The organism is Shewanella sp. SR44-3 (assembly GCF_014163735.1).
Lineage (GTDB): Bacteria > Pseudomonadota > Gammaproteobacteria > Enterobacterales > Shewanellaceae > Shewanella.
The window spans coordinates 52242-78283 of sequence record NZ_JACJDV010000014.1 but is presented as its reverse complement, the minus strand read 5'-3'; the positions used below and the strand labels follow the sequence as shown (position 1 = coordinate 78283).

General features: G+C 43.6%; 23 protein-coding genes and 7 tRNA genes. 24 read left to right on the top strand and 6 right to left on the bottom strand.

Annotation, left to right across the window (positions count from 1 at the left end; translation table 11 throughout):
- Window positions 1–586 precede the first annotated feature (586 nt).
- Complete coding sequence (gene katG, locus H5073_RS09615; protein ID WP_182679266.1) at window positions 587–2749, top strand: catalase/peroxidase HPI; 2163 nt, start codon at window positions 587–589, stop codon at window positions 2747–2749.
- A gap of 87 nt (window positions 2750–2836) precedes the next feature.
- Here the strand turns inward: katG and H5073_RS09610 are convergent, their stop codons facing one another.
- From H5073_RS09610 to H5073_RS09595, 4 genes are all read right to left on the bottom strand, one after another.
- The gene (locus H5073_RS09610) at window positions 2837–3457 is read right to left on the bottom strand and encodes a glutathione S-transferase family protein (protein ID WP_182679264.1); all 621 of its coding nucleotides are present in this window, start codon (window positions 3455–3457) and stop codon (window positions 2837–2839) included.
- Window positions 3458–3661: 204 nt separating this feature from the next.
- On the bottom strand, window positions 3662–4342 hold the full coding sequence (locus tag H5073_RS09605) for a type 1 glutamine amidotransferase domain-containing protein (RefSeq protein WP_182679262.1): 681 nt from the start codon (window positions 4340–4342) through the stop codon (window positions 3662–3664).
- A gap of 62 nt (window positions 4343–4404) precedes the next feature.
- Window positions 4405–5430 (bottom strand): NADP-dependent oxidoreductase, encoded by a 1026-nt coding sequence (locus H5073_RS09600; RefSeq protein ID WP_182679260.1) that lies wholly within the window; start codon window positions 5428–5430, stop codon window positions 4405–4407.
- A 167-nt stretch (window positions 5431–5597) separates the two neighbouring features.
- Complete coding sequence (locus tag H5073_RS09595; RefSeq protein ID WP_182679259.1) at window positions 5598–6188, bottom strand: TetR/AcrR family transcriptional regulator; 591 nt, start codon at window positions 6186–6188, stop codon at window positions 5598–5600.
- A gap of 305 nt (window positions 6189–6493) precedes the next feature.
- Between H5073_RS09595 and H5073_RS09590 the strand changes: the two genes are divergently transcribed.
- From H5073_RS09590 to H5073_RS09515, 16 genes are all read left to right on the top strand, one after another.
- Entirely contained in the window at window positions 6494–9202 is a 2709-nt protein-coding gene (locus tag H5073_RS09590; RefSeq protein WP_182679257.1) for an EAL domain-containing protein, read from the top strand.
- A gap of 221 nt (window positions 9203–9423) precedes the next feature.
- A complete protein-coding gene (ybgC, locus tag H5073_RS09585; RefSeq protein ID WP_182679255.1) occupies window positions 9424–9822 on the top strand; it encodes a tol-pal system-associated acyl-CoA thioesterase in 399 nt (132 codons plus the stop codon).
- Entirely contained in the window at window positions 9812–10501 is a 690-nt protein-coding gene (gene tolQ / locus H5073_RS09580) for a protein TolQ (RefSeq protein ID WP_182679253.1), read from the top strand. Before ybgC ends, tolQ begins: the two co-directional genes overlap by 11 nt.
- Window positions 10501–10929 (top strand): protein TolR, encoded by a 429-nt coding sequence (gene tolR / locus H5073_RS09575; RefSeq protein ID WP_182679251.1) that lies wholly within the window; start codon window positions 10501–10503, stop codon window positions 10927–10929. The genes tolQ and tolR overlap by 1 nt, the downstream gene beginning before the upstream one ends.
- Window positions 10930–11892, top strand: coding sequence for a cell envelope integrity protein TolA (tolA, locus tag H5073_RS09570; RefSeq protein ID WP_182679249.1), 963 nt, complete (start codon window positions 10930–10932; stop codon window positions 11890–11892).
- 9 nt (window positions 11893–11901) lie between these two features.
- On the top strand, window positions 11902–13230 hold the full coding sequence (gene tolB, locus H5073_RS09565) for a Tol-Pal system beta propeller repeat protein TolB (RefSeq protein WP_182679247.1): 1329 nt from the start codon (window positions 11902–11904) through the stop codon (window positions 13228–13230).
- Between the two features lie 23 nt (window positions 13231–13253).
- Entirely contained in the window at window positions 13254–13790 is a 537-nt protein-coding gene (gene pal, locus H5073_RS09560) for a peptidoglycan-associated lipoprotein Pal (RefSeq protein WP_182679245.1), read from the top strand.
- Window positions 13791–13849: 59 nt separating this feature from the next.
- Entirely contained in the window at window positions 13850–14644 is a 795-nt protein-coding gene (gene ybgF / locus H5073_RS09555) for a tol-pal system protein YbgF (protein ID WP_182679243.1), read from the top strand.
- Between the two features lie 250 nt (window positions 14645–14894).
- A tRNA-Lys gene (locus tag H5073_RS09550) sits at window positions 14895–14970 on the top strand.
- A gap of 208 nt (window positions 14971–15178) precedes the next feature.
- Window positions 15179–15254 (top strand) — tRNA-Lys (locus tag H5073_RS09545).
- A gap of 58 nt (window positions 15255–15312) precedes the next feature.
- Window positions 15313–15388: transfer RNA gene (locus H5073_RS09540), tRNA-Lys, on the top strand.
- A 182-nt stretch (window positions 15389–15570) separates the two neighbouring features.
- A tRNA-Lys gene (locus H5073_RS09535) sits at window positions 15571–15646 on the top strand.
- Window positions 15647–15822: 176 nt separating this feature from the next.
- Window positions 15823–15898: transfer RNA gene (locus tag H5073_RS09530), tRNA-Lys, on the top strand.
- A 175-nt stretch (window positions 15899–16073) separates the two neighbouring features.
- Window positions 16074–16149 (top strand) — tRNA-Lys (locus tag H5073_RS09525).
- A 44-nt stretch (window positions 16150–16193) separates the two neighbouring features.
- A tRNA-Lys gene (locus H5073_RS09520) sits at window positions 16194–16287 on the top strand.
- A 162-nt stretch (window positions 16288–16449) separates the two neighbouring features.
- Window positions 16450–16632, top strand: coding sequence for a hypothetical protein (locus tag H5073_RS09515; protein ID WP_182679241.1), 183 nt, complete (start codon window positions 16450–16452; stop codon window positions 16630–16632).
- 102 nt (window positions 16633–16734) lie between these two features.
- Here the strand turns inward: H5073_RS09515 and rnt are convergent, their stop codons facing one another.
- Window positions 16735–17415 carry a ribonuclease T gene (gene rnt / locus H5073_RS09510; RefSeq protein WP_182679239.1) on the bottom strand — a complete coding sequence of 227 codons (681 nt, stop codon included), beginning with the start codon at window positions 17413–17415 and terminating at the stop codon, window positions 16735–16737.
- A 136-nt stretch (window positions 17416–17551) separates the two neighbouring features.
- Here rnt and H5073_RS09505 point away from each other — a divergent pair, with 136 nt between their 5' ends.
- The gene (locus tag H5073_RS09505; protein ID WP_182679237.1) at window positions 17552–18421 is read left to right on the top strand and encodes an OmpA family protein; all 870 of its coding nucleotides are present in this window, start codon (window positions 17552–17554) and stop codon (window positions 18419–18421) included.
- Window positions 18422–19074: 653 nt separating this feature from the next.
- Here H5073_RS09505 and H5073_RS09500 read toward each other — a convergent pair.
- Window positions 19075–19671, bottom strand: a complete 597-nt coding sequence (locus tag H5073_RS09500) for an ACP phosphodiesterase (RefSeq protein ID WP_182679235.1) — start codon at window positions 19669–19671, stop codon at window positions 19075–19077.
- A 340-nt stretch (window positions 19672–20011) separates the two neighbouring features.
- On the opposite strand from H5073_RS09500, the gene queA reads away from it, so the two are divergent.
- The 6 genes from queA (at window position 20012) to H5073_RS09470 (ending at window position 26012) form a co-directional block, all read left to right on the top strand.
- Window positions 20012–21052, top strand: coding sequence for a tRNA preQ1(34) S-adenosylmethionine ribosyltransferase-isomerase QueA (gene queA, locus H5073_RS09495; protein WP_182679233.1), 1041 nt, complete (start codon window positions 20012–20014; stop codon window positions 21050–21052).
- Between the two features lie 152 nt (window positions 21053–21204).
- Window positions 21205–22338: a tRNA guanosine(34) transglycosylase Tgt gene (gene tgt / locus H5073_RS09490; RefSeq protein ID WP_182679231.1), complete on the top strand. Its 1134-nt coding sequence runs from the start codon at window positions 21205–21207 to the stop codon at window positions 22336–22338.
- A 19-nt stretch (window positions 22339–22357) separates the two neighbouring features.
- A complete protein-coding gene (yajC, locus tag H5073_RS09485) occupies window positions 22358–22690 on the top strand; it encodes a preprotein translocase subunit YajC (protein ID WP_182679229.1) in 333 nt (110 codons plus the stop codon).
- Window positions 22691–22707: 17 nt separating this feature from the next.
- Window positions 22708–24558, top strand: coding sequence for a protein translocase subunit SecD (gene secD / locus H5073_RS09480; protein ID WP_182679227.1), 1851 nt, complete (start codon window positions 22708–22710; stop codon window positions 24556–24558).
- Between the two features lie 12 nt (window positions 24559–24570).
- Window positions 24571–25518, top strand: coding sequence for a protein translocase subunit SecF (secF, locus tag H5073_RS09475; protein ID WP_182679225.1), 948 nt, complete (start codon window positions 24571–24573; stop codon window positions 25516–25518).
- Between the two features lie 176 nt (window positions 25519–25694).
- A complete protein-coding gene (locus H5073_RS09470; RefSeq protein WP_182679223.1) occupies window positions 25695–26012 on the top strand; it encodes a DUF2007 domain-containing protein in 318 nt (105 codons plus the stop codon).
- Window positions 26013–26042: the final 30 nt, after the last annotated feature.

The following is a 26042-nucleotide window of genomic DNA, read 5'->3' as shown; positions in this document are numbered from 1 at the left end:
AACAATTTAAGGCACTTCCCACATCCATGTGGGTCGTAGGGTGAAGTCCTTGCTATTATCAAACACAGTTTGATGCATGGGGTGAACGCGGAGGACTTGTCCGCAGCTGGCCATGACAGGCGCCAAATAAACGAAAATCCCCAGCACTATCTGTTGGGGGGGCGTTTATCCGCCTGTAAATACCCTCTGACATGGGATATAAAGAGTACATGCGCAGCATGTCTCCATAGCATGTGGGTCGGCAGAAAACATTATTTGATTTCTACACTTGGTAAACTCCTTTAGAACGCCAAAAAACTACTCGTTAATTTCTTCCTCTCAGCTAAACTCTTGGCATAAACCTTTATAAAAGTTCAGCATAAGTGATCTCCTCTTCCTTAATTACCCTATAGCTATCTTGTATCTAAGCCCAGCACTGAATATTTGGACTAGACTGTGAGGGTTTATCCCCTAGCTTGTCTGGATGCGCTTTCGCCGATATCGTCTGGTTTTACATTAAGTCTATTGTGCTAAGGGATAGCGTGAGCTGAATTGTCTAATGACTTGGCGGATAAGTCATTTTCAACAGGTAAAAGGAGAATAATTAATGTCTGAGAATAAGTGTCCAGTGATGCACGGGAGTGCGACTACAACCGAAAATAGTATGGCCAACATGAACTGGTGGCCTAAGTCATTGAGCCTAGATATTTTGCATCAGCACGATCAAAAGACCAACCCAATGACGGCGGACTTTAACTATCAAGATGAGGTTAAAAAACTCGATTTTGTCGCCCTTAAAAATGACTTACATGCACTGATGACAGACAGTCAAGCATGGTGGCCCGCTGATTGGGGGCATTATGGCGGCCTTATGATAAGGCTGACCTGGCATGCTGCTGGTACTTACAGAATCGCAGATGGCCGTGGCGGTGCAGGCCATGGTAGTCAACGTTTTGCGCCACTCAACTCTTGGCCAGATAATGGTAACTTAGACAAAGCACGCCGATTGCTTTGGCCAATCAAGAAAAAGTACGGTAATAAGCTTAGCTGGGCCGATTTAATCGCCTATGCGGGGACAATTGCCTACGAGTCCATGGGCCTAAAAACCTTCGGATTTGGCTTTGGCCGGGAAGATATTTGGCATCCAGAAAAAGACATTTACTGGGGGGCTGAAAAAGACTGGTTGCTCCCCACGGACAATCACAACAGCCGCTATTCAGGTGAACGAAACCTGGAAAATCCTCTAGCAGCAGTAATGATGGGGCTTATTTATGTCAATCCTGAAGGCGTGGATGGCAAACCAGATCCATTAAAGACGGCTCAAGATATACGTGAGACCTTTGCGCGTATGGCCATGAATGATGAAGAGACAGTGGCCTTAACTGCTGGCGGGCATACAATTGGTAAAGCCCATGGTAATGGCAATGCCGATTTATTGGGCCCAGAGCCCGAAGGTGCTGACATTCATGACCAAGGCTTTGGTTGGTTAAATAAAGCGAAACGTGGCATAGGTCGTGACACAGTCACTAGTGGTATCGAAGGTGCTTGGACCACATATCCAACCGAGTGGGATAACGGTTACTTTACTATGTTACTTAACCACGAGTGGGAGCTTTGTAAGAGCCCCGCAGGCGCTTGGCAGTGGCAACCGATTAATATCAAAGAAGAAGATAAACCTCGCGATGTTGAAGACCCTTCCATCAGTACAATGCCCATGATGACAGATGCGGACATGGCCATGAAGGTGGATCCAGAGTATCGCAAGATATCTGAGCACTTTCATCGAGAACCTGAGTATTTCTCTGAAGTTTTCTCCCGCGCTTGGTTCAAACTGACCCACAGGGATATGGGGCCAAAGGTGCGTTACCTAGGCCCAGATGTACCAGTAGAAGATTTACTTTGGCAAGATCCGGTTCCTACAGGACCTAAAGACTTTAATGTGGCGATGGTGAAAAAAGCAATAAAGGAAACGGGTTTGAGTATCAGTGACATGGTGACAACGGCCTGGGACAGTGCCAGAACCTTTAGGGGGTCTGATAAACGCGGCGGTGCCAATGGGGCTCGCATTCGTTTGGCTCTGCAAAAGCAGTGGCCTGGAAATGAACCTAAGCGCCTTGCTAGCGTCCTTTGCGTGCTTGAACCTATTGCCGTAAGTTATGGCGTCAGTGTTGCCGATGTCATTGTGTTAGCAGGTAACCTTGGTATTGAGCTTGCGGCTAAAAAGGCAGATTTTGACGTGACAGTGCCTTTTAGAACGGGCCGTGGTGATGCCACTGATGAGATGACAGATAATGATTCATTTGCTGTGTTAGAGCCGCTTCATGATGGTTATCGTAATTGGTTAAAGCAAGATTTTGCGGTTAGCGCAGAAGAGCTGATGTTAGATCGTACTCAACTCATGGGGCTTACGGCCCATGAAATGACAGTGCTCGTGGGCGGTATGCGAGTTATTGGTACTAATTATGCTGATACTGGTCATGGTGTGTTTACTGAGCGCAAGGGGGCGCTTACCAATGACTTCTTTGTCAATCTAACCGACATGAATTACATCTGGAAGCCCATTGGTCAAAACGAGTATGAAATTTGTGAGCGTCAAACGGGTAAACGTAAGTGGACAGCGTCTCGGGTGGATCTGATTTTTGGTTCTAATTCAGTGCTTAGATCCTATGCCGAAGTGTATGCGCAAGATGATAACAAGCAAAAATTCGTCAATGATTTTATTTCGGCCTGGACTAAAGTCATGAATGCGGATCGCTTTGATGTGAGTTAAGGCTTATCTCATCCCCCCTACAGAGTAATGCGGGGGGATGTTAATTCTTACTCGAAACCAGTTAGCGGCTAAACACTAGGCCGAATTTTACTGGTTTTGCTGAGCTTCAATCTTGCCTGCACGAATAAATCCATCATGGCTTTTGAGCTGCTGATAGTAGCGTTCAAGGTTTGAATATTTTGCGAGCTCGCCACGAGCGGCCAATAGTTCAATGACAAAAGACATCATGATATCGGCACCAGTGAGTTTATCGGCCACTAAATAGCGCTTACCTTCTAAGGATGCATTTAAGTAACCTATCACTTTCGCCACTTCTATATCGGCATAGCCTGCCATAAAATTGGTTTTACAGCCGTCTTTTTCAACAAATAACCTCAGTAACAGCGGTAACATGGCTGAGCTTTCGGCGAAGTGTAACCACTGGCTGTAGCTTACGTAATCGGCGCTGCCAGCTTCTGGCGCTAGTTGATTTGAGGCAAATTGGTTGATCAAATACTCAGTAATGGCGCCAGATTCGCTGATGACTAGACCGTTATGTTCGATAACCGGTGATTTTCCTAGCGGATGTATAGCAGTTAATTCTGGTGGCGCTAAGAAGCTGACTTTGTCTCTTTGGTAAGCTTTGACCTGGTAAGCTTGGCCTAACTCTTCTAACAACCATAGAATGCGTTTGGAACGGGACTGATTGAGATGATGCAAGGTGATCATAATTATTCCTTTACTCTAGTCTTATTGTGACTTTGGATGGCTTTGGATTTGCAGGTGGATAATAGCGCCAAGATACGACTGGCAAATAAATCGTTGGCAGATACACAGTGCTCATCGCTATTAACAATAAACCTAGCAATCACTACCGGTACGCTAGGTTTATTAATTTCTGACTGACTTTTTTGACGATAGCAAAAGCTTTAATTAAGCCTTTAGCAAGGTCAGCATAGCTTCAGCTACGGCTTCAGATGAGGCTGGGTTTTGGCCTGTCACTAAATTGCCATCAATGGCGATGTGGCTGGCCCAATCAGCGCCTTTAGTGTAAATGCCACCATTCAACTTCAGTACATCTTCAACCAAGTAAGGCACGATAGCGGTCAATTGCACTGCATCTTCTTCGCTATTGGTAAAGCCTGTGACTTTTTTGCCATTCACTAAAAAGCTGCCATCGGCATTTTTAGCGTGACGCAGGGCGCCAGATGCATGACATACCAGACCTAGCGGCTTACCTTGTTGATGAGTCTTTTCAATCAAAGCAATAGAGTGCTTGTCTTCGGTCAAATCCCATAATGGACCGTGACCACCTGGGTAGAATACGGCGTCAAAATCAGCCACATTGATGCTATCAAGGCGCACGGTATTGGCTAACAATTGCTGCGCCGCAGTATCGCCTTTGAAACGCTCTGTGGTTGCAGTTTGAAAGCCTGGCTCATCACTTGTTGGATCAAGTGGTGGCTGGCCGCCTAGTGGTGAAGCTAGCACTATCTCGGCACTTTTGTCGGCAAAGGTATAGTAAGGTGAAGTGAATTCTTCTAACCAAAAGCCTGTCTTATTGCCTGTGTCGCCAAGTTTGTCGTGTGAAGTTAAAACCATTAAAATTTTCATCTGTGTTCCTTAATATTGTGTCTGTTTATTCACTGAAATCGTTAGAGATTAATTTAGTGCTATTAGCTGATTTTGATTGCGAGCTTGCCGAAGTTTTTGCCTTCTAATAGGCCGATAAAGGCATCTGGTGCTTTATTTAGCCCTTCAATTAAATGCTCACGGTAATGAATTTTACCTTCGGCTAACCACTGGCTCATGTCTGTGGCAAACTCATTGTATCTGTGGGCATAGTCATCAAAAATAATAAAGCCTTGCATCTTGATGCGCTTCACGAGCAAGGTGCCCATTAGGAGCGATAAACGATCTGGACCTTGTGGTAACTCAGTGGCATTGTATTGAGAGATTAATCCACAAACTGGGATGCGAGCACCAGTGTTGAGTAAAGGTAGTACAGCGTCAAATACCTTGCCGCCAACATTTTCAAAATAGATGTCGATGCCTTTTGGGCACGCCTTGGCCAGTTGCTCGGCAAAATCATCACTATGGTGATCAATACAAGCATCAAAGCCTAATACTTCTACTGCGTAGCGGCATTTTTCAGCGCCGCCGGCAACGCCAACAACATAACAGCCTTTAAGTTTGCCTATTTGGCCAACCGTTGCGCCCACAGGACCCGTTGCTGCGGCAACCACTAAAGTGTCACCCATTTTGGGCTGACCGATATCCAATAATCCCATGTAGGCGGTAAAGCCTGGCATGCCCATTATGCCTAAAGCAAAAGATGGGTTGCTTGGGTTATCGCCAAGCGGCATTAAATCGCTGCCATCGGATATTCCATAGGTCTGCCAACCGGTATAAGCAAGCACCCATTGGCCTTCGCTAAATTTAGGGTTATTCGAGCTGACCACTTGGCATACTGTTGCGCCGACCATAACTGCATCGATGGCTACGGGTTCCGCGTAGGATTTAGCCTCACTCATGCGGCCACGCATATATGGGTCTAGCGATAAATACACAGTGCGCAGTAATACTTCACCGGCTGCAGGGGTTGGAATTGCAGCGTCTTCTAAGCGGAAATTATCAGCCTTTGGGGCACCAACAGGGCGTGATGCCAATACTATGCGTTGATTTGTCTGGTTATTGTTCATTAAATACCTCTTTAATAGACCGGTCGTCTAGGGTGCTGTTCAAAAAAACCACCCTAAGGTGGTGAATAGATGACTCACAGGCTTAACACTTGTGAGTGAGAAGTAAGTTCATGGAGCCTATTTTACTGAGCTTATTGATGTTGCTTTCAGCGCTTGCTTTGTAAAGCTTAGCCGCTAGGTTTCAGTAATAATTCAGTGGTATCCATTGCTTGCTGCAATCCAGAATCGGTTTTACTCAGTTTGGCCATTAAACTTGCGCCAATCCATAAGTGATACAGTAGCTTAGCTGTGTCATTGGGACTTGTTTCTTTAACTGAACCATCGTCAATGCCCGCTTGAATGCAGTCACTGATAGCTCCTTGCACAATTTGAGTGCCTTTTAATAAAGCCAAACGCATAGGTTCAGATAAGTCTGCAACTTCGGCGCTAAGTTTTACCACTAAACATTTCTGTGACGAACAGCTATCAGCTTGAGATGCCATCCTGCATTGCCAGTATTCTATGAGCCTTGTATAGGCAGGCAGGGTCTTATCACCAAACTGGCTATTAAGACGCAGCTGGTAATCATCGAAATAATGCTTAATGAGTGCCTCGCCAAATTGCTCCTTAGATTTGAAATAGTGGTAAAACGATCCCTTAGGGACTTGGGCGTGTTTAAGTAATTCGGACAACCCCACACTGGCAAAGCCGCGACTGGCGATCAATTGATAACCTGTGTCTAAAATGTGTTGGCGTGTATCTTGGGTGCTTGTTTTCATGGGGGTAGAATACGCGCAATTAGACCGGTCGTCTAGTGTTTTTTTTCGTGATAACAAATCAAAGCCAAATATTATGAGTGCTGTATCTAAGTATCTATTTATATTGGCGTTGTAGTCTGTGGCTATGGGTTGTGTTGATATTGTCACTCCAAGGAGTGAATAAAGTTACGGAGAATACCCAGTGTTCTTTTGGGAGCATACTTCATCATTAACGGGTTTTCCTGCTCCGGTCTTTGGATTTTCAAGCGAGCAGCTAAAAGGCTGCTATTGTTATAAATAGTCCCTGTCAGTGGAAAACCATAAATATGAATTGGCACGACTTTTCTGAACAACGTAAACATCAATGGCTGCAAGATATCGACTTGGTTGCAACGTTGATCCAGGGCGATATTATACTGGTTAATAATGATCTTGCTGTGAACGTAAATAAAAGCTTACATTCTGATGTTAAGGTTAATCATCAAATCAAAGCCAGCAACTCAGTGAATGCCGGAATGACAAGTGCAGGTTGTGTTGAGATAGTGTTAGCGTCTTCAAGTTCACATGCTTTTGACTACTGGCAACATAATGAACTCGCTCAATTAGACAATAAGGCTCAAGCTGCATCTGACGGTGTAGGCGGTTATTTTGAGTCTGACGCTATCGACTCCAATAAAAACGGTCGATTACGTGTTCGCTGTTTACCGCTGGAGAGGGAGGATTTAGAGGATGGCCAAGAAAATAAATTTAAGCTGAATATTAGCGGTTTTGCCAAAGCATTGGCTTGGCCTTCAGGGGTGCATTTTGCGACCTTGTGCGCCCTGAAAAATCCGCCCTTGTTGTTAAATGACACTATGTTAAAGCTTGTAAACCTTTTATGTGATCATTTGCAGTTAAAGCTCAATCAAGAGTCGACCAGAGTTCAATTTATCTCATCGAGTTTAGATGCGCCTAATGATGCAGATGCCATCAGTAGAGTGGCACCGCAAGCTATGGATTTACAAGTTTTTATTGATAGTCTTGAAGAGCATGTTTGGATAAAAAACACCGATGGTGTGTACGTATTTTGCAATCGCCGTGTGGAGCAAGCTTGGGGGCGCAGTAAACATGATATTTTAGGGCGAACAGACTTAGAGTTGTTTGATGAAAAAATTGCTAACAGGTTTGTTGAGGGGGATAAGCTTGCCATCGCCCAAGGTGGGCCTGTTATTGTCGCTGAATGCCAAGACAGGGATCTGCAATCACAATCAACCTGGCTTGAAACTTTCAAATCTCCAGCAATAACAGCAGAAGGGCTGCTTGTAGGAGTGATTGGTATTACCCGCAATATTGCCAAACATAAAGCCGCAGAAGAGCAGCTTAATTTGGCTGCCACAGTGTTTAGTAATACGGTCGAAGGTGTTGTCATTACTGACAGGAAGGGCTTTATTACTGAGGTTAATAGCGCTTTTACTAAGATAACGGGTTATGAGCTGGATGAAGTCAAAGGCAAAAATCCTAACCTGCTCAGCTCAGGTCACCATGACAAATCATTTTACCAAAAACTGTGGAATACTTTACTTATCCAAGGGCGCTGGCAGGGAGAAATCTGGAATCGACGTAAGAATGGTGAGGTCTATCCTCAAGAGGTAATAATCAGTGCCGTTTATGATGATACCAATACCATAGCGTATTTTGTTGCTGTGTTTACTGATGTTTCAGTGCAGCGAAAAACTCAAGCAAAATTAGATAAACTTATCTTACTGGATCCACTCACTCAGCTGCCCAACAGAACTCAATTTATGTCTCGTATTGAGAACGCCATTTATTATGCCAAGCAAGAAGGCACTCAGTTAGCCGTGGTGTTTATTGATGTTGATTTTTTTAAGCACATTAATGACAGTTTAGGCCATGTGGTGGGTGACAATATTTTAGTTGAGCTTGCTAATCGACTCAGCGGGATATTGCATCCAGGCGCAGTGCTTTCTCGCTTAGGGGGGGATGAGTTTTCATTACTGACTAATATGCTCAGTACAGAGAATTTAATTGCCATTGTTAATCGAGTTTATTCAGTTTTCGAAGCTCCTTTTAATTGCAATAATAACCAAAGTATACGTTTAACAGCCAGCATGGGATTGGCACTATACCCAAGTGATGGTCTCGATAACGACTGCTTACTTCGACATGCAGACGCTGCGATGCATAGGGCCAAACAAAATGGCCGTAATAACTATGCATTTTATACTGAAGCTATGACCCAGGAGTCAGTACGTTTATTGCAGTTACAGAGTGCATTGCATGAAGCTCTAGAGATGAAGCGCTTTTCTTTGGTTTATCAGCCTAAAGTTGATTTAAATACACTCGAAACTGTAGGTTTTGAGGCATTAATACGCTGGAACGATCCAAATCTTGGCAATGTGTCTCCGGTGGTGTTTATTCCCATCGCTGAAAAAAATGGCTTAATCAATGACATAGGCCTGTGGGTAATAAGAGAAGCCTGTGAGCAAGGCGTACGCTGGCTTAAACAAGGCAAGAGTTTTCACCGTATTGCAGTGAACGTTGCCAGTTTGCAGCTTCAGCGCAACAGCTTTGTCGATGATGTGCAGCAAGTGCTGCGTGAAACTGGTTTGCCGGCTAAGCATCTTGAAATCGAAGTGACTGAATCGTGCATGCTGCAAAACCCCACTGAAGCTATTATTGAGTTAAAGCGTTTACGTGAAATGGGTATAACCTTGGCCATGGATGATTTTGGTACAGGATATTCATCTTTAAGCTATTTGAAAAAATTGCCGATAAATAAACTGAAAATTGATCGCTCCTTCATCAAAAGTATTGTTGAAGATGCTAATAATGCCGCTATTGCAAAAGCGGTTATCGCCCTTGGTCACGCACTTAATTTGCACATTATTGCCGAAGGGGTGGAAACCCAAGAGCAAGCTGATTTTTTACGCCTTAATGCTTGTGAACAAGCTCAAGGCTATTACTTCAGCCGTCCGAAACTGCCTTGTGAGCTGGATGGATTTTTATCTAATTCACCTTACGTCAAACTGCCGTAACCGCCTGATCTACAATTTAACGAATTGTATATTTATTTGTTAATAAATTACCTATAACTGCTTAAATTTATCGATTTTTTATCCTTTATGAGTTTTTTTCTCATTTAAGGGGGATTTTGCGCAAAATAAAGTCTGTTTTAGCCTCTGTGGATGATTCACAAGTGACTTGCTACTAGGTATAGTAGGCGAAATTTCGCAACCTAATAATTAACCTATTTTTCATGTTTAAATGGCCAATTTCTATTTATTACGAAGACACGGATGCTGGTGGTGTGGTGTATCACTCAAATTACTTAAATTTTTTTGAGCGTGCCCGCAGCGAATGGTTAAAAACCATGGGAATTAGCCAAGCTGCACTATTAAAGCAAGATATTGCTTTTGTGGTGAAACGCGCCGAGGTTGATTTTCGCCGTGCAGCTAAATTTGAACAGAACCTTATGGTTGAATCTAAGGTCATAGAACTTAAGAAAGCCTCCTTGGTATTTCACCAAGGTTTGCTAGATGAACAAGGCAACTGTTATTGTGAAGGCAAGATATTAGTCGCTTGTGTTTCATTATCGCAGATGCGCCCCATTGCTATCCCAGAAAATATTGTCCAGGAGTTTAAACGTGCACGCTGAAATATCGTTCATTGGTTTGTTTTTAGAGGCAAGTCTGTTGGTGAAGCTGGTTATGCTCACCTTGTTAGGCCTTTCTATTATGTCATGGGCTGTGATTATCCAGCGCCGCAAACTCTTAAACGCGGCTAAAACTAAGTCAGCGCGTTTTGAAGATACTTTTTGGTCTGGCGTTGATTTGAATCGACTCTATAAAGAGCTGGTGGCCCGGGGTGATTCTATTGCTGGTTTAGAGTGTTTGTTTGTTGCGGGCTTTAAAGAATACTCCCGCTTAAGCAAATCAAGTGGAAAACAGCCTGATGCGGTAATGGACGGAACTTCTCGCGCCATGCGTGTGAGTCTTTCTCGTGAAATCGAAAAGCTTGAAAACAACTTGCCACTGCTTGCAACCATTGGTTCTACCAGCCCGTATATCGGACTCTTTGGTACAGTGTGGGGGATCATGAACTCATTTATCGCTATTGGCACAGTGCAGAATGCAACGCTCGCCATGGTGGCTCCTGGTATTGCAGAAGCCTTGATTGCGACAGCAATGGGTTTATTTGCAGCTATTCCAGCCGTTATTGGTTATAACCGTTTTACGACCCAGGTTGATAAGTTAGAAACAGCTTATGTGAACTTTATGGAAGAGTTTTCCAATATTTTGCATCGCCAAGCGTATAGCGAGAAGGAAGCGGTTTAATGTATCAACGTAAACGTCGCCGCCCGGTTGCTGAAATCAACGTTGTTCCTTACATCGACGTTATGTTGGTACTGTTAATCATCTTTATGGTGACAGCGCCCATCGTTTCTCAAGGGGTCAAAGTTGATTTACCCCAAGGCACGGCTGAACCTTTACCTCAAGACAGTAAGCCTCCAGTGGTCGTGTCTATTGATGCTGACGGGGATTATTTCGTCAACCTAGGTAATGGCGGCAATAGCGAGCCTATGGATTTAGAACAGATCACCACGGAAGTGGGTTCAATTATTACCATTGAGCCTGAACGACCTGTGGTGGTTAAAGGTGATAGAAGTATCCCTTACGAAAAAGTCATCCAGCTTATGATAAGCCTTCAAGGCGCGGGCGTACCATCGGTGGGCTTGATGACTGATTCATTGGAGGAGAAATAGGTGCCGGAACAAAGTAGACTTTCTAAAGCACTGTGGATTTCAGCCGGTATTCATATCGGCGCGATAGTGATCCTCGCATTAGGGATAAGTTTCGAGGATAAACCTGCGTTCACCCCGCAAGCACCCAGTGCTCCAGCTGTTCAGGCTGTGATGATTGATCAGAAAAAAATTAATGATAGGGTAGAGCAGCTTAAGCAACAAAAGCGTGATACTGAGCGTAAAGAGCAGCAAAGACAAGCGGAACTCGAGCGTAAAGCCCGTGAAGCGCGTGAGGCTCGTGAGCAAGAGCTTAATAAAATTAAACAGCTAGAAGTAGAGCGTAAGCTTAAGGAAGTGGAAGTTCAAAAAGCTAACGAGGCTGCCAAAGCGTCCAAAATAAAGCAGCAGCTTGAGAAAGAGAAAGCTCAGAAAGCTGAAACTGAACGTAAGCAGATTGAGCAGCAGCGTAAGGCATCGGAAGAAGCTGCCAAGAAGGCCGCTGAAAAGCGTAAGCAAGAAGAGGCCGCCGCAGCGAAAAAAGCTGAACTTGAGCGTAAGCAGCGTGAAGATGAGCGTAAGCGTAAGGAAGAAGCCGAGCGCAAACGTAAAGCAGAAGCTGATGCGAAGGCAAGGCAAGAGCAGGAAATGGCCGATGCCATGGCAGATGAACATGCGGCATTGTCGCAAACTCGTAATAGACAAGTGTTATCTGAAGTTGACAAGTTCACCGCCATGATTAAAGCGACAATCCAACGCAATCTAGTGGTTGATGAGTCAATGCGCGGTAAAAGTTGTAAGGTGCTGATACGTTTAGCTAATGATGGATTTGTTACCGCAAGTCAGACACTCGAGGGCGATCCTGTTGTGTGCCGCGCGGCAAAGAATGCCATTAATAAGGCTGGACGTTTGCCTGTTTCACCGGAAGCCGATGTATACAATAAGATGCGTGAAATTAATTTAACTGTATCACCGGAATTTAATTAAAGGAGTCACATGAAGATTTTGGCTAAATGGTTAACCTTAGCAGCGCTAATGTTAACGGCACAAGTAAATGCAGCACTCGATATCGTCATCACTGAAGGTGTAGATGCTGCGCGCCCAATCGCAGTCGTGCCATTTGTGTGGGAAGGTCCAGGCGCTGCGCCGCAACAAATTACAGATATCGTGATGGGCGATTTAACTAGAAGCGGTACTTTTAAGCCGCTGGATATCCGCGCGTTACCACAAACAGGCATTAGCTCAGTATCACAGTTTGCCGCAGGAAATTGGGGCCGAGTGGGCGCCGAAGCAGTAGTTGTTGGTTCGATAAAGCCTTATGGCGTCGATCAGTTTTTAGTGAATTTTGAGCTGATCGATTTAGTCAGAGCGCAAAATCAAGTAGCAAAAGGGCCGCAAAACAATAATGAGTTATTGCTAGAAAGCCGCCAAACCGTGATTAATGCTAATCAGTTTAGACAATATGGTCACAGAATTAGTGACATAGTGTATGAAAAATTGACTGGCGTTCGCGGTGCTTTCTTAACGCGTACTGCTTATGTCGTAGTTAAACAGGGCCAGAAAGCCCCGTATCACTTGATGATCGCTGACTATGATGGCTATAACGAACAGATGTTATTGCGCTCACCAGAGCCTTTAATGTCACCGACTTGGTCACCTGATGGCCGCCGTTTAGCTTATGTGAGCTTTGAAAACCGTAAGGCGGAAATCTTTGTTCAAGACATTTATAGCCAGACTCGTACTTTAGTGAGTAGCTATCCTGGGATTAACGGCGCACCCAGTTTTTCACCAGATGGTAAAAAATTAGCGGTTACTTTGTCTAAAGATGGTCAGCCAGAAATTTATGTTATTGACATCAATACCAAGGCGGCTAAGCGCGTAACAGATCATTACTCTATTGATACTGAGCCTTCTTGGTATCCTGATGGTAAGTCGTTGTTATTTACCTCTGAACGAGGTGGTAAACCGCAGATTTATAGCGTACATTTGGACACTGGAAAAGTGTCCAGAGTGACTTTTGAAGGTGAATGGAACTTAGGTGGTTCTATTACCCCAGATGGTCGCAGTATGATTTTTGTGAATCGTACTAATGGAAAGTTCCATATTGCTAGAATGGATTTAGCAACACGTTTTTTACAGGTGTTATCATCGACTCAGCTCGATGAATCACCTAGTGTTGCTCCAAACGGCACTATGGTTGTCTATGGTACGACTCACCAAGGTAAGCAAGTTTTAGCTGCTGTCTCTATGGATGGCAGGTTTAAAGCAAGATTGCCTGTCGGCCAAGGCGAGGTGAAGTCACCCGCATGGTCTCCGTTTCTCTAAATATATATTGATAAGGATTTAAAATGGATCTGAACAAGTTGTTCAAAGCTATGTTGGTTGCAGTTCCTATGTTGGCACTGGGTGCCTGTAGTTCAACTTCAGACTCTGACACAGACGCTAACGGTTCTATGAATGGTTCCGGTAGCGAATATGGCATCGATGGCGTTCAAACTGGTGGTGCAGGTGCTGTACTAAGTCCTGCTGAACAGCAACGTTTGAAAGAGCAAGAATTACGTCGTCAAAATATCATTTACTTCGATTTCGATCGCAGTGAATTACAAAGCGACAACGCTGACATCTTGAATGCACATGGCAATTACTTAGTTGAAAACCCAAGTGTCCGTGTATTAATTGAAGGCCATGCTGATGAACGTGGCACTCCAGAATACAACATCGCACTGGGTGAGCGTCGCGCCAAGGCAATAGCTAAATACCTTCAAGGTATGGGCGTTCAAGCAAGCCAAATGAGTATTGTAAGTTATGGCGAAGAAAAACCATTAGACTTCTCTCGTGATGACAGTGGTTTTGCTAAAAACCGTCGCGGTGTTTTAGTTTACTAAGCGACTGTTGTAAGACGGCCAGCCCTTAAAAGCTGGCCTATTTTTTAGGAGAAAAACAAATGAAATATGCCTTAATCGTTGCGGCGATAATTTGTGGTATCGGCACGGCTATGGCTGCACCAGCACCGGTTGATGATTTGATTGGTGGTTCAGGGGATGAGCGTCTAGCAAAACTTGAACGTATTCTTAAAGCAAGGCAGCAGAATGACTTTGATATGCAGCGCCGCTTAGATACGCTTCAAAATGAAGTGTTAGAATTACGTGGTATTACAGAGCAACAAAATTATCAAATTAGCCAAATGCTACAGCGTCAGCGTCAGCTTTATGAAGAGATTGCGGCAGTGTCGACTAAGTCCAGCTCAACGGCCAGTCCAACCGCATCAGCTAGCGTCTCGACAACTGGATCTGCCAACAACAGTGTTGCGGCTACTAATAACACCCCAAGTACGCCTGCAGCTTCAGTAACATCTAGCTTGGATGAAACTGGTAGTTATGAACGCGCAGTAAACTTAGTCTTAAAAGAGCGCCAGTACGATGCCGCTATTCCAGCTTTTCGCGATTTCATCAAACAATATCCAAGTTCTGCCTATGCAGCTAATGCCAATTATTGGCTAGGGCAGTTGCTCTATAATAAGAATGATTATGAGAGTGCTAAACAAGCCTTTAGCACAGTCGTGAGTCAGTATAGTGATTCGAGCAAGCGTGCAGATAGTTTAGTTAAATTGGGCCTTATTGCGGAAAAATCTAACGACAATAATGGCGCAAGAGCGCTATATAATAAAGTGCTGCAAGAATACGCAAATAGCGCATCAGCAAGGCTTGCGCAGCAGCAACTGTCGGCCTTGAAAGGCTAATTTAGTCAAAAAACAGTCTCTTAGTCTGTTTTTCATGCAAACAGCAAAAAATAACACATTTGCACTTGCATGAGAAATTGAAAAAGGTATTATAGGCGCCCTCAGAACGGTGTAGTCATCTGGGGTGTCAAAACAAAGCATATAGCTTAGTTTTTGACTGTAGAAATGGGTGGTTAGCTCAGTCTGCTTTTAGATATAGGCAGTTTGCTTTCAGTCCAGTAAAAATGTCAGTTTTTACAATAAAAACTACGGGTCGTTAGCTCAGTCGGTAGAGCAGTTGGCTTTTAACCAATTGGTCGAAGGTTCGAATCCTTCACGACCCACCACTTTCTATAAAATAGTGGTTAAAGAATTTATAGCGCTAATGTTTAAAGCAAAACCAGATGGGTCGTTAGCTCAGTCACTTCTTGTTAAATCAAGAGCTGCAGTTGGCTTTTAACCAAAGGTTCGATGATTCGAATTCTTAGTGACTCGCCACTTTTTTGAATAGTGGTTAAAGAATTTCTAATGTAAATTTTTAAAGCGTTACCAGATGGGTCGTTAGCTCAGTCGGTAGAGCAGTTGGCTTTTAACCAATTGGTCGAAGGTTCGAATCCTTCACGACCCACCACTTTCTATAAATAGTGGTTAAAGAATTTATAGCGCTAATGTTTAAAGCAAAACCAGATGGGTCGTTAGCTCAGTCGGTAGAGCAGTTGGCTTTTAACCAATTGGTCGAAGGTTCGAATCCTTCACGACCCACCACTTTTTTTGAATAGTGGCTAAAGAATCATAGCAGCAAAGCCAGATGGGTCGTTAGCTCAGTCACTCTTTGTAACATCAAGAGCTGCAGTTGGCTTTTAACCAAGAATTCGATTGTTCGAATCCTTCACGACTCACCACTTTCTTGAATAGTGGTTAAAGAATTTAAAATCGTAATACCATATGGGTCGTTAGCTCAGTCGGTAGAGCAGTTGGCTTTTAACCAATTGGTCGAAGGTTCGAATCCTTCACGACCCACCACTTTTTTTAAACAGTGGATAAAGAATTTAAACGCAATGCCAGATGGGTCGTTATCTCAGTCATTTCTTGTTAAATCAAGAGCTGCAGTTGGCTTTTAGGCAAAGGTTCGACAATTCGATCCTTCACGCACCACCACTTTTTAAGCAGTGGTTAAAGAGTTTAAAGTAATACCAAATGGGTCGTTAGCTCAGTCGGTAGAGCAGTTGGCTTTTAACCAATTGGTCGAAGGTTCGAATCCTTCACGACCCACCACTTTTTTAAACAGTGGATAAAGAATTTAAACGCAATGTTAGATGGGTCGTTAGCTCAGTCATTTCTTGTTTTCAATAGCAGCAGTTGGCTTTTAATCAAAGGTTCGATGATTCGAATTCTTAGTGACTCACCACTTTCTTAAACAGTGGTTAAAGAGTTTAAAGTAATACCAGATGGGTCGTTAGCTCAGTCGGTAGAGCAGTTGGCTTTTAACCAATTGGTCGAAGGTTCGAATCCTTCACGACCCACCACTTTTTTGAATTGTGGCTAAAGAATTCATAGCAGCAAAACCAGATGGGTCGTTAGTTCAGTCACTCTTTGTAACATCAAGAGCTGCAGTTGGCTTTTAACCAATTGGTCGAAGATTCGAATTTTTCACGTCCCACCCACTTTTTTCTTTTAAATCTCCCTCAAAACTACCATAAGCCGTTAGCTCAATCACTTTTTCACATCAAGAGCTGCAGTTGGCTTTTAACCCATAGGTCTAAGGTTCAGATCCTTCACGACCCAGCATTTTTTTTTCCTTTAAGTCATCCTAAGCGCAAAACTCGATGGGCCGTCAACTCAGTTACTCTTGGTTACATCAAGAGTTAAAATTGGCTTTAACCGATGGGTCTAAAGCCCAGAATTTCCAATTCCCTTTTTATAAAGCCTTGTTAATTATTCGCAATAGTAAAGTGGAGCGTCCAGTAGCCCCCAGCGAAGGGATTTCTATTCTCAGTATTTTTCGTTGAAAAACACTATGGGTGGGACAATAGCTTTGACTTCTCTTGCTGGCAGACAGGCATAAAAAAGCGGTCTATGTGACCGCTAGTGCATTGTTAGCCCTTGCAGTGCTAACTCTCTATTACCTCATGAGTGTTTTCAATGGTGCTTTGCTCTGGCGTCGCTAATGGCCATCCACCTAATGCTTTCCAACGATTAACGATATGACAAAAAAGTTCTGCTGTTCTTTCTGTGTCATACAAAGCCGAATGTGCTTCTTTGTTGTCAAAATCAATCCCAGCCATCTTACAGGCCTTTGCTAGCACAGTGTGACCGATAGCGAGCCCAGCAAGTGTTGCAGTGTCAAAGCTTGCAAATGGGTGGAAGGGAGAGCGTTTAAGGTCATTTCTTTCTATGGCTTTATTTACAAAGCTTAAATCAAAAGCTGCATTATGGGCGACGATAATACTGCGGTGGCAATCTGATGCTTTCTGGCCTTTTTTCACCGCTTTGAAAATTTCAAGGAAGGCTTCTTTTTCAGAAACGGCTCCCCTAAGGGGATTAGTCGGGTCTATGCCATTAAAAGCGAGTGCTTCGGGTTCTAAATTAGCACCTTCAAAAGGTTCTATATGAAAGTGAACCGTTTTATCCAGTACTAATACCCCATCATCGTTCATCTTTAATAAGGTGACAGCTATCTCTAGCAAGGCATCTGTATTTGCATTAAACCCTGCAGTTTCAACATCAATAACCACAGGGTAATAGCCGCGGAAGCGGTGTTTAAGTTTGTTACTGTCGCAAATATCAGGCATTAAGGTTCCCCTTTTAAAATAGGCGGCTATTATGCAAAAACTCAGCTAGAGTGTCATGTATGTTCGTGAGATATTTTGTTAAAGAAAGTCATTACCCCGCCGATAAATTAGGTGCAGCGGATCTAAGGGTGTTTTTATGTGGCGAAAACTGGTGTTAATGTCTAGCTTGTTTATTTGTTCGTCAGCGATGGCTGACATGAGGTACTATGTGGCTTCACTGGACAATTCTCTTTGGCGGGTGAGTGAAAATTCCCGCATAGAATGCCGTCTTGAGCATGATATTCCTGATTATGGAAAAGCTATTTTCTCCAGCAAAGCTGGAAAGCGTTTAAATATGCTTTTCACATTAGATATGTGGATGAAACCCGATGAAATAACCGAGGCTAAACTGTTTAGCCGAGCACCTAATTGGCGTCCTGGCATTAAGTCTAAATCATTAACTCAGCTTAGCTATCATAAGCAGTTTAATGGTGAACTGCCTAAAAAGGCTGCTTGGTCTATGTTAAATGAGTTAAGCAAGGGAATGGAACCAACGTTTTATTACCCAGACTGGTATAGCCAAGCAGACAATGTGGCGGTGGGATTATCATCGGCAAATTTTGGTGGACAATATCGCGAATTCAGATCTTGCTTGGCTAAGTTATTACCCTATAGTTTTGATGATATTGCATTTACAGTGCTGACTTATCAAGAGGGTGAGACAGAGTTAACTCATTTCTCTAAGTATCAATTGAAAAAAGTACAGGAATATTTATCTTATGATCCTGATGTCGAACTGGTGCTTATTGATGCCTTTACTGACAGTTATGGACCTAAGGGAGTTAACCAAACCATGTCAGATAATCGCGCGGATTCAGTCAAGCAGTTATTAATCGCCAGTGGGATCCCACAAGATAAGATTATCTCTAGCGGTCATGGTGAAAAACGTCATGTGGCCTCTAACGAACTAAGCCAAGATCGTGAGCGTAACCGCCGAGTGGTGATCCAAATATCCAAAGCTTTTTAAGGGTATATTTAGTTACTGCTATCATCAAGGCTAATGAAAGCCCAATCTAACGATTGGGCTTTTTACTTTTTACTCCAGAAGCTACAGTTGCCAAGGCGATTTATTACGCTAAAGATAAGGTTGCTTGCTGGTATCGCTGAACTTAAAGGTGTGAAAGATAAATTTTGGATAAAAAAAAGCCCACTCAAAAGAAGTGGGCAAATAATTTGTAAAAACAAATTAAAGGAAGGAAGTCAAACATAAGAACAAGGTACAACTGAAGTATTGGGAGACATCAGCTAAAAGTTCTTGGTTTTCACTAACACACTGGATTTACCCTGATTAAGCAGATTAATACCATTTGCTTAATTGAGCCACCTGACTCGGTAAACATACGTCCAGTAAGCCAATCTCTGAAAACAAAGCTATGATAGGCGAATTCTAGCGGTTGAACAAACGAGAAAAAATACAACCTTGGATTAGCAAAACTAATGGCTGGTGATAGCTCCAATAACAATTAAATCACCTCAAAGCCTTGTTATATGGTCAAAGATAGTTTTGTAGTCATTAGCATTGCATAAATATTCGGATAACCAATACCTAATATAAAGATTATTTGTTAACAGTCACTAGTGGACAGGTATTTGCGGATAAAATAATCACTGCTAAGTGGGTTAAGGTAAGTATTGTTCTGGGGTTTTCCTGCTGTAGATGCGGCTATAAGCCATAAGTTGGGGATAGAAAGTGCGGAAAGCGATTTCTATTTCAATATACAGTTTGTCTATATGCTGCTCGGCGCCGGTAAACAATTCAGGTTTAGATAAGCGCTTACTCACACCATCCACTGCTTGGAACAATCCTGCTTTAGTTTGATAACTGCCTAACCAGTCTTGCTCGATGATCTTGGGTGTCATAAGACTAAGCTTTTCTGGTAATTGAGCCGTTGTGGCTAAGCTGTTATAGGCCTTTTGACTAAAATCACCTAGGCTCTGATGGTGATATTCATCCCAATAATAAGCCAAGAAATGATCAAAGCTTAAATCCATCAAGATAGGGGCGACTCGCCTTAAGGATTTAGGAAACATCTTTAGCAAGTCAATGACGATTTCATTTGTGTCCGTCACGATATCGATTTGGCGATGTAGCCAGATCCCTTGCTGTAAATGCTGAGGATGATGTTCGATATTGCCCTTGGCAAAATCACCGGCTAAATTAGCGGCTAAATGAGTGCCACTGATATCGGCAAGATGTAAGTGTGCGAGAAAGTTCATATTGTGTACTTTATTTAAATTTCTTAACGTATTAGGTTGCAGCTTGTTAAGTCAGCTAAAAACTGAATTAATTAACAAGTCTTATACAACAAGCGTTTATCCATCATATAGACTTAATTTCAAATGTCTTTGGTTTTGTGGTGTTTGAGAGGTAATTCATTTTAGGTGTGGCGCAGGAGCTGTGAGCTGCTGACTCAGGAAAATAAAGCAAGCTTTGTTAAGTGTTCGCAGACTAATGGCACTGGGTAACAAAACTTGATCTTCATCTCTGCTCATCCTAGACTAGCGGCCGTTTTGTTGTTTACTAATTTTTTATTACCCCGATAAAGAGTGCCTATTCATGCGCGTTGCCGATTTTTCTTTTGACCTTCCTGATGAGTTAATTGCTCGCTATCCCACCGCGCAGCGTAATGCTTCACGCTTATTGACCTTAGAAGGTTCAACGGGGGCGTTAGCCGATAAACAATTTACTGATTTATTTGAAATGATAAACCCAGGTGACTTGATGGTATTTAACAATACCCGAGTTATTCCTGCGCGTTTATTTGGTCAAAAGGCCAGTGGTGGAAAACTTGAAATTTTGGTTGAGCGCATGCTCGATGACAAACGAATTCTGGCTCATGTCCGCAGTTCAAAATCCCCTAAAGTTGATTCATTAATCAATCTTGACGGTGAACATCAGATGAAGATGCTAGCTCGTCATGATGCATTATTTGAGCTTGAGCTACTCTCTGAACTCACTATTCTGGAGGTGTTAGAGCAAGTCGGCCACATGCCTTTGCCACCTTATATTGACCGTCCCGATGAAGACGCCGATAAAGAGCGCTACCAAACTGTGTATAACAAAACCCCTGGCGCGGTTGCAGCCCCGACAGCAGGCTTGCACTTCGATGATGCCATGTTAAGTGCGCTCAAACAGAAAGGTGTGAACATTGCTTTTGTCACCTTGCATGTTGGCGCGGGTACCTTTCAGCCAGTACGAGTAGATAATGTGCTTGAGCACAAGATGCACTCAGAATGGGCTGATGTTTCCCAAGATGTGGTTGACTTGATTGCGCAAACTAAAGCTGCTGGTAACCGAGTCATTGCTGTAGGTACGACTTCAGTGCGCTCCCTTGAAAGCGCGGCTAAGGCAAGTGGCGATAAGCCATTAACCACCTTTAGCGGCGATACCGATATTTTTATCTACCCCGGTTACCAATTCAAAGTCGTCGATGCTATGGTCACCAATTTCCACTTGCCAGAGTCGACACTTATCATGCTTATTAGTGCATTTACCGGTGTTGATGAAGTCAGAAATGCCTATCAACACGCGATCGCTCAAAAATACCGCTTTTTTAGCTATGGCGATGCGATGTTTTTGACGAAAAAAGCCCCGTAAGCCACCAATTTGCTTTAAAATAGCGCCCACATTAAGTGGGCATTTTTTTGCATTATTTGGCTTTATTTATCTTAAGTCCTTGAAGCGTGAATTTTTGCCCTCATGTCTATTGAACATTGAAGTGTCAGACTGTTTATCTGACAAGGTGATTTATGAAATTTGAATTAGATACAACCGATGGCCGCGCTCGTCGTGGTCGCTTGATTTTTGACCGTGGCACAGTGGAAACTCCAGCATTTATGCCTGTGGGTACATACGGCACAGTGAAAGGCATGACCCCAGAGGAAGTACGCGCCACAGGTGCAGACATTTTATTGGGAAACACGTTTCACTTATGGCTACGCCCAGGTGAAGAAATCATGCGTAAGCACGGTGACTTGCATGACTTTATGAATTGGCAGCGTCCTATTTTGACCGATTCTGGCGGTTTCCAAGTATTCAGCCTAGGGGACATACGTAAGATTACCGAAGAAGGGGTGCACTTTCGCTCACCTATCAATGGTGAAAAGATTTTCTTAGACCCTGAAAAGTCGATGCAAATTCAGAACTCTTTGGGCAGTGATGTGGTGATGATTTTTGATGAATGCACTCCCTATCCAGCCACAGAAGATGAAGCCCGTAAGTCTATGCAGATGTCACTGCGTTGGGCGCAGCGCTCACGTGATGAATTTGACCGTTTAGAAAACCCAAATTCATTATTTGGCATTATCCAAGGCGGCGTTTATGAAGACTTACGTGACGAAAGTTTGAATGGTTTAGTTAACATCGGCTTTGACGGTTATGCCATCGGTGGTTTAGCAGTAGGCGAGCCTAAGCCCGATATGCACCGTATTCTTGAACACGTCTGTCCACAAATTCCTGCGGATAAGCCACGTTACTTAATGGGCGTGGGTAAACCTGAGGATTTAGTTGAAGGAGTGCGCCGCGGCGTCGATATGTTCGACTGCGTCATGCCAACTCGTAACGCCCGCAATGGTCATTTATTTACCACTGAAGGCGTGATTAAAATCCGTAATGCTCGCCATAGGGATGATACGGCGCCATTGGATGAGAAGTGTGATTGTTACACCTGTAAGAACTATTCACGGGCGTACTTGTATCACTTAGATCGTTGTAATGAAATTTTAGGTGCGCGTTTAAACACCATTCACAATCTACGTTATTACCAAATGTTGATGGAAGGTTTGCGCGGCGCTATCCAGACGGGTACATTAGACGCCTTTGTAAAGGACTTCTATACCGGTTTAGGGCGCGAAGTGCCTGAAGTACCAGAGTTAGTTGGTTAATTAATAAGAAGAGAGAACTATGTTTATATCAAATGCATACGCAAACGATGCTGGCCTACCAACAGGTGGCGGCACCATGGAAATGATTTTCATGCTGGCTATTTTCGGTTTGATTTTCTATTTCATGATTTTCCGTCCTCAGTCTAAGCGCGTAAAAGAGCACAAGAATCTAATGTCTTCATTAGGCAAGGGCGATGAAGTGCTAACAAGCGGCGGCATTTTGGGCAAGATTGCTAAGATCAACGATGACAGTGATTACGTGTTGCTGAACATTAATGAAACCGCGCAAATCACCATTAAAAAGGATTATATCACTGCCGTATTGCCTAAAGGCTCTATTCAGTCGTTGTAAGCCAAGAGGGCTCAGTTGTGTTGAATAAATACCCAATGTGGAAGAACATCATGGTGATGCTTGTCATCGCTGTTGGTGCTTTTTATGCGATCCCAAACCTATTCGGTGAGGATCATGCAGTTCAAGTTGTTGCCACTCGCGGCGCAGAAGTTACCGCTTCGACCCAAGCGAGTGTCATAGAAGTACTTCAGAGCAAAGGCATTGCGGTAAAGCGCGCTGAGCTCAATAATGGTCAACTGTTGGTTCGTGTGCAAAACGCAGAACAACAGTTATTAGCCAAAGAAGCCATTGCTGACAGCTTAGGAAACAAATTCACGGTAGCATTAAACTTAGCTCCAGCAACCCCTGAATGGCTTGAAGCCGTTGGCGGTAGCCCAATGAAGCTAGGGCTTGATTTACGTGGCGGGGTTCACTTCTTAATGGAAGTGGACATGAGCGAAGCGATTCGCAAAATGGAAGAAGCAAAAATTGCCGATTTCCGTAGTCAATTACGTGAAGAAAAAATTCGCTATGCTGGGGTGCGTAAAACACCTAAAGGTATAGAGATTAAATTCCGTGATGCTGACACAGTGTCAAAAGCCGAAGCTTATTTGAAGACTCGCGGCAATGACATGACGTTTGTTGATGCCAGTGAGGGTGACAGCTTTGTGCTGCGCGCCACCATGAGCGAAACCTATATCAAGCAAGTTAAAGAAGAAGCGCTGCAACAGAATATCACCACTATCCGTAATCGTGTAAACGAGCTGGGTGTTGCAGAGCCTGTGGTACAACGCCAAGGCGCAGAGCGGATTATCGTTGAATTGCCAGGCGTACAAGACACAGCTCGCGCGAAGGAAATCTTAGGTGCAACCGCATCGATTGAATTCCATATGCTTGATGATAAAGCCGACCCAAGTGCCGCAGCCAGTGGCCGGGTACCAGCGGGTTCTCAAGTTTACCCACGCCGCGAAGGCGGTATTGCTGTGCTTAAGAAAGAAATCATGCTCACAGGTAATCATATTACCGGAGCTCAACCTTCTTTTGATGAATACAGCCGCCCACAAGTGTCGATTAACTTAGATGCGCAGGGAGGAAATATTTTCTCTAATGTGACTAAGGACAATATCGGCAAGCCAATGGCAACCTTGTTCATTGAATACAAGGACAGCGGCCTACGAAATCCTAATGGCACAGTCAAAATGACCAAGATTGAAGAGGTTATTTCTGTGGCAACCATTCAGGCACGTCTTGGTCGCAATTTTGTCATTAACGGCCTTGAACATGCAGAATCACAAAACTTAGCCTTGTTATTACGTGCTGGTGCCTTGATTGCGCCTGTGACTATTGTGGAAGAACGCACTATAGGTCCAAGTCTTGGCGCTGAGAATATCGAAAACGGTATGCAAGCTATGATTTGGGGGCTAGCGATTGTTCTGATATTTATGATGATTTACTACCGCGCATTCGGCATCATTGCCAATATTGCCTTGCTAGCCAATATCATCATGGTTGTAGGCGTAATGTCTATGATCCCAGGTGCGGTATTAACCTTGCCAGGGATTGCCGGTATGGTATTGACCGTTGGTATGGCTGTCGATGGTAACGTACTGATTTATGAACGTATTCGTGAAGAATTATTGGCAGGTCGCAGTGTGCAGCAAGCCATTCACGAAGGTTATGGTAATGCGCTATCTACCATTGCCGATGCGAATATCACCACATTTATGACCGCACTCATCATGTTTGCAGTGGGCACTGGCGCCGTAAAAGGTTTCGCCGTTACCCTGATGATAGGTATTGCTACCTCAATGTTTACCGCTATCGTTGGCACACGTTCAATCGTGAATGCTGTTTGGGGCGGAAAACGTGTTAAAAAGCTATCTATCTAGGAGAAGTTGATTATGTTTCAGATATTTGCAGTAAAGGATACGGTCGACTTCCTGCGTCATGCTAAACCTATTAGCATAATGTCGATGATATTAGTCATTGCCTCTTTTGTGTCATTAGGCACTCAAGGGATCAATTGGGGCTTAGATTTCACAGGCGGCACTGTAGTGGAGCTTGAGTTTTCACAGCCTGCCAACTTGCCTGAGCTGCGTGCTACTTTAACCTCTGTTGAGGCTCAAGGCGCTGTGGTGCAAAACTTTGGTTCAAGCCATGACGTATTAGTGCGCTTACCGGTAAAACTTGATATTAAAAGTGACTTACAGGTTAAAGCCATTATGGATGGCGCTCTAAGCATCGACACAGCAGTAGTGCAAAAACGCGTAGAGTTTGTTGGCCCACAAGTGGGTAAGCAATTAGCAGAGCAAGGCGGCTTAGCCGTGATTGTGGCGCTTATTTGTATTTTGATTTATGTGTCATTTCGTTTTGAATGGCGTTTAGCGATGGGCTCTGTTGCCGCATTGGGCCACGATGTTATTGTGACCTTGGGAGTTTTTTCTGTATTACAGCTTGAATTTGATTTAACTGTACTGGCGGGATTGCTCACGGTCGTAGGTTACTCACTTAACGATACTATCGTAGTGTATGACCGTATTCGTGAAAACTTTCTTAAGATGCGCAAAGGCGATCCTGAAGAAGTGGTTAACACTTCAATTACTCAAACCATGAGCCGTACTGTTATTACCACAGGTACGACCTTAGTGGTGGTTATCGCCTTGTTTATTCAAGGTGGCAGCATGATCCACGGCTTTGCTACAGCCTTGTTACTGGGGATTTTTGTGGGTACTTACTCATCGATTTATGTGGCGAGTTACCTTGCTATTAAACTGGGGATTTGCCGTGAGCACATGTTACCTGTGGAAATTGAAAAAGAAGGTGCCGATCAACCTTCTATGATGCCGTAATAGGTTTATCCTTAGATAATGATTAAAACCACCTTCGGGTGGTTTTTTATTGAAATAAATAGTTAAAAAGCTTAAGTAAATCCTCTGTTTTGAATAATCCTCTATCGACAGCTTGGTTGGTTCAAAGTAGGATAATGGCTAAATTTGCCACAAGAGCAATGCAGTAGGACGACAAAATGGATGAAAGAAAAACATTACTTACCGAAGGCAATCTACTCCAAGCCCATACATGGAAGGGCTTATTAGAGACTTGTGGTATCTGTGTTGAGCTTAAAGGAGAGATGCTGCTTGGCGGTGTTGGTGAACTACCTGTTGATGTGCAAAATGTAGAGCTTTGGGTTGCAGAACCTGAACTTGCTCAGGCACAAGCTGTGCTTGAATCGTTAGATGTTGATGGCCCTCAGTGGCAATGCGTGCAATGCCATGAAATGAATGAGGCCAACTTTGAATTATGCTGGCACTGCAGTGCTGAAAAAAGTGAAACCCGCAACTAATTACAGTATTTTCATCTTATTTACAAGGAG